The 3,487-nt window shown below is 43.7% G+C and carries 4 protein-coding genes; 2 read left to right on the top strand and 2 right to left on the bottom strand.

Annotated features, from left to right (window positions below; genetic code table 11):
- Positions 1 to 269: 269 nt before the first annotated feature.
- Together F6K64_RS37870 and F6K64_RS37865 are read right to left on the bottom strand one after the other, a co-directional pair.
- A complete protein-coding gene (locus tag F6K64_RS37870) occupies positions 270 to 1,235 on the bottom strand; it encodes an alpha/beta hydrolase family protein (RefSeq protein ID WP_287268000.1) in 966 nt (321 codons plus the stop codon).
- Positions 1,236 to 1,297: 62 nt separating this feature from the next.
- Positions 1,298 to 1,918: a heme-binding protein gene (locus tag F6K64_RS37865; RefSeq protein WP_287267999.1), complete on the bottom strand. Its 621-nt coding sequence runs from the start codon at positions 1,916 to 1,918 to the stop codon at positions 1,298 to 1,300.
- Positions 1,919 to 2,484: 566 nt separating this feature from the next.
- Here F6K64_RS37865 and F6K64_RS37860 point away from each other — a divergent pair.
- Positions 2,485 to 2,958 (top strand): EVE domain-containing protein, encoded by a 474-nt coding sequence (locus F6K64_RS37860; RefSeq protein ID WP_008187951.1) that lies wholly within the window; start codon positions 2,485 to 2,487, stop codon positions 2,956 to 2,958.
- An 83-nt stretch (positions 2,959 to 3,041) separates the two neighbouring features.
- Positions 3,042 to 3,371: an ElyC/SanA/YdcF family protein gene (locus tag F6K64_RS37855; RefSeq protein ID WP_287267997.1), complete on the top strand. Its 330-nt coding sequence runs from the start codon at positions 3,042 to 3,044 to the stop codon at positions 3,369 to 3,371.
- The last annotated feature ends 116 nt before the right edge of the window (positions 3,372 to 3,487 follow it).

Below are 3,487 nucleotides of genomic sequence, written 5' to 3'. Positions count from 1 at the left end.
CTTGGATCGATAAAGATCCCAACGCTTCGGGAGACCTGAGCACTACTGGGACTGGAGAAATCCTGTCTCAGCAACTTGGGTCGCTGAACGAAGAATCCCCCGGTTTCTAACCGTGGGGAGTGTCAAGAATGGTTTATTTATCCATTACCAAAAATTACCCTAAAAGAAACCGGGTTTGTTACCTAGATTAAGGGATATCATAATCTGTTATTCTTTCCTCTGCTGTAGCTGATCTCCCTATCTCCCCATGACCTGATCTGATCACCGGATCACTTTTCTTGCCAGACTTTTAGCCAAGCAGTTAGTGCTTGCGGCATTTCTAGATCTAGCGGTCGTTTCATAGCAGTAACAAAATCCTCATCTGGGTCACCTAATCTTCTGAAGCTGTGATCCAATCCAGGAAAAATATGAGTTGTCACATTCCTATTACCAGCATCGATAAGTGCTTGCTGCATTTGTTGAGCTTCTTCTGGAGGTGTATTGTGATCCAAGGCACCATGTAAAATCAGTACTGGGCATTTGACCTTGTCCACAAATAAATAGGGAGGATTCTCAAAATGCTCTTGACCCAGGGGTAGGTAATAATTAAAAGACCAATCTTCATCTCCGATGCGAAAGAACTCTTCACCCCTTTTTGCCCTAGCATAAATTTCATCAATCTGTTTGTATATCCAGTAAATCAATGGCATATTTTCTTTAAAATTTGTGATAGTTGTACTATCTAACTTTTCAAAGGCTTTGGCTTGCCATTTCAGTATCCCTTCCAGGTTGTTATAAATGCCCCCTTGCCAAACAAAAAACTTAATGTCTGGGTCAGAAGCTGCTAAAATCAAAGCAATTACAGCCCCTTCACTTTGACCAAGAACTCCGATTCTACTGCTGTCAATCTCAGGAATACTCCGCATCCATTGCAATGCCATCCGAGCATCATCTACCAAGTCAAATAGTCCAGTAGTATTAAAATTTCCTTCGCTTTGACCACATCCTCGCTTATCGTATCTAAATGTCGCTATCCCGATTTCCTCAAGAATTCTAGCTTCATCCCGGAACAGGTTTCGCTCTGGTAATGGTGTAGGGAACCAATCGGTTTTTGAATTATCTAGATTTCCGTCTCTTGTCTGAGGAAAAGACCCTCCAATGAATAGGCAAGCGGAGGGGTTTTCCACACCTTCTGGTAGGGTAAGTGTTCCATAAATCCTTGCACCCTTGGATTCAAAGAATTCTTGTCTTTCCATTTTCAAAAAATCCTGATCACTCTAACTATCATTATTGGTAGCAGGAATAAAGTAAATTGGGATTATTCATTTACCGGTCGAATAGGAACTTGAACTTCACTGCGCTTTAGGGGTTCCGGAACAAAGGGAGAATCATAAAAAAAGCGACGGGGTGTACCAACGACTGTATACTCCGAGTGTTGGGCTAACCATTCCTTCAACTGCTCAATACTCTGTTGGTAGCTGATATAACTATAGGTACCTTTCATGCCAAGGCTGACTACGGTCATTGGTGGTATGTCTTCTACGCTAATATTTTCTTCAATCTGCTCAGGATTGATATTACGGCGGTGATATAGAAATGATACATAAGCCTCACCAACCTGAGCAAAGGAACCTCCCTGGCTAGTTTCCAGGGTACTGATCGGATAACGAGTCTCTACCGGAGCAGTCATGGAAATATCGTTAGAGCTAATATGGCGGTACAGGGTGCCAAAAGCACGATTAGCTGCCTCAGACAGTTCCCCAGAGTAGGGTACTGTGGCAGCGCGATAGGCAGGGTAGTGTTTGATTTCGATTTTGCCAGCTGGGGTAGGAGGTGGAAACCCTTCTGGTAAGGGAGCAGAGGCAGCACTGAACACTCTCCATCCCAGTAAGACAATTGCCAGTAAGCCTACAGGCAAGAGAAATTTGGATAGCTTCATCAGGGAGTAAAATTAACTAACAGTGAAAGGTAAGCATTCAGCGTGTCGCGTATCAGCGTGTCGCGTATCAGCTTTGTGGCACAGGCTTCGACGCTGTGACGTAACGAATGCTTACGATCAATATTAGTTTCATATAGCGTTTGTATTTAAGATGTAAACTTAGGAGGTCTTTTTTTATGTAAGCATTCAGCTAATGCGCTACGCGCACGCTACTTGAGGTGCGGTCAGCGGTCAGCTAATCAACGGGAGGTAGCAAACAAGCTTACGGTTCTAGTACGGCTGGTTGAAAATCCCTGCTCGTTAGCACCTTAAGTAGTGGGCGTTGCTGAATAGGGAATGAATAGGAGTGGGGTGCGCATCATGCCTGCCCCCAAATATCAGGAACGGGCAAGATGCCCATTCCACAGGTGCGACCCGTGGCGAATTTAATAATTAGATGCGGAAAGCGCACCTAAAAACTCTTCAAATCATTCCATTATTAAGCAACGCCTAAGTAGTGTGCCCATAGCGCATAACCTGATGGCTGATGGCTGATGGCTGATAGCTGAATGCTTACGCTATAACTAATGAATTACTGGTTGATGAAGTCGGAACCACAAGTCTATAGCATCACTGATCTGGAAAAAGAAGGGAAAACAATTTGGGATGGGGTTCGTAATTACCAAGCTAGAAACTTTCTGCGTGAAATGAAAGAGGGAGACTTAGCTTTTTTTTACCATTCCAACACTAAACCCCCTGGAATTGTGGGCTTAATGGAAATTATTAAAAGTGAAGTCGTTGACCCAACTCAGTTTGACCAAACTAGCCGTTACTATGACCCCAAATCAAGTGTTGAATCTCCTCGGTGGCATACTGTGCTAGTGCAATTTGTCGAGGTTTTTCCCCATTTCCTAGAGCTTTCAACCCTTAAACAGGAATTTAGTGACCAAGAGCTATGGGTTACTAGACGTGGAAATCGACTCTCGGTGATGCCAGTTTCTCAGGCAGTAGCTCAGAAAATTCTAGAGATCAGTCAAGCTACAAACCCAAGTCAAAGGTAATATTTCAGGCAGATGAATGATGGATTAGAATATTTAATGACCCCTATGCTAGAGAATGTCAAGCATGTCAAAAATACTGTAAGATGATCAACTTGTCACGAGCAGTACAATGGCGACGACGCCTACGAGTTTGGGGGTTATTAACTATAGCAATGTTCTTGTGTGGCTGGCTGCTAATTAATACTCTGAGATTGCAGGCAGCAGCATCAGCACCTGTGGATACGTTCTTTGTGCTAGGGGGGAGTATTCGTCGAGAAATCCATGTTGCTGAATTAGCCAAACAGTACCCAGACAAGCGAATTCTGATTTCTCATGGATCCCCAGACCCCTGCATTTGGCTAATTTTTAAGCGGGAGATGGCATCTTCGGAACAGGTTTGGTTAGCTGTCCGGCAAAATTCATCCCACACCTAATGCGTAGCATAGGTGTGGGATGAATTTTGCACAGGGTATTATAAAATTGCTATAATATATGTACTGATAAACAAAGCCGTTCGCGTAGCGTGGCCTACGGCCTTAAATGCTGGTTT

Origin of the sequence: Moorena sp. SIO3A2, from assembly GCF_010672265.1 — a bacterium.
Lineage (GTDB): Bacteria > Cyanobacteriota > Cyanobacteriia > Cyanobacteriales > Coleofasciculaceae > Moorena > Moorena producens.
This window is presented reverse-complemented; position numbering and strand designations above follow the sequence as displayed.

Bases quoted from the DNA above. Each gene is read 5' to 3' on its own strand.
- F6K64_RS37870 (WP_287268000.1), bottom strand. From the start codon at position 1,235: ATGGAAAGACAAGAATTCTTTGAATCCAAGGGTGCAAGGATTTATGGA.
- F6K64_RS37865 (WP_287267999.1), bottom strand. From the start codon at position 1,918: ATGAAGCTATCCAAATTTCTCTTGCCTGTAGGCTTACTGGCAATTGTC.
- F6K64_RS37860 (WP_008187951.1), top strand. From the start codon at position 2,485: ATGAATTACTGGTTGATGAAGTCGGAACCACAAGTCTATAGCATCACT.
- F6K64_RS37855 (WP_287267997.1), top strand. From the start codon at position 3,042: ATGATCAACTTGTCACGAGCAGTACAATGGCGACGACGCCTACGAGTT.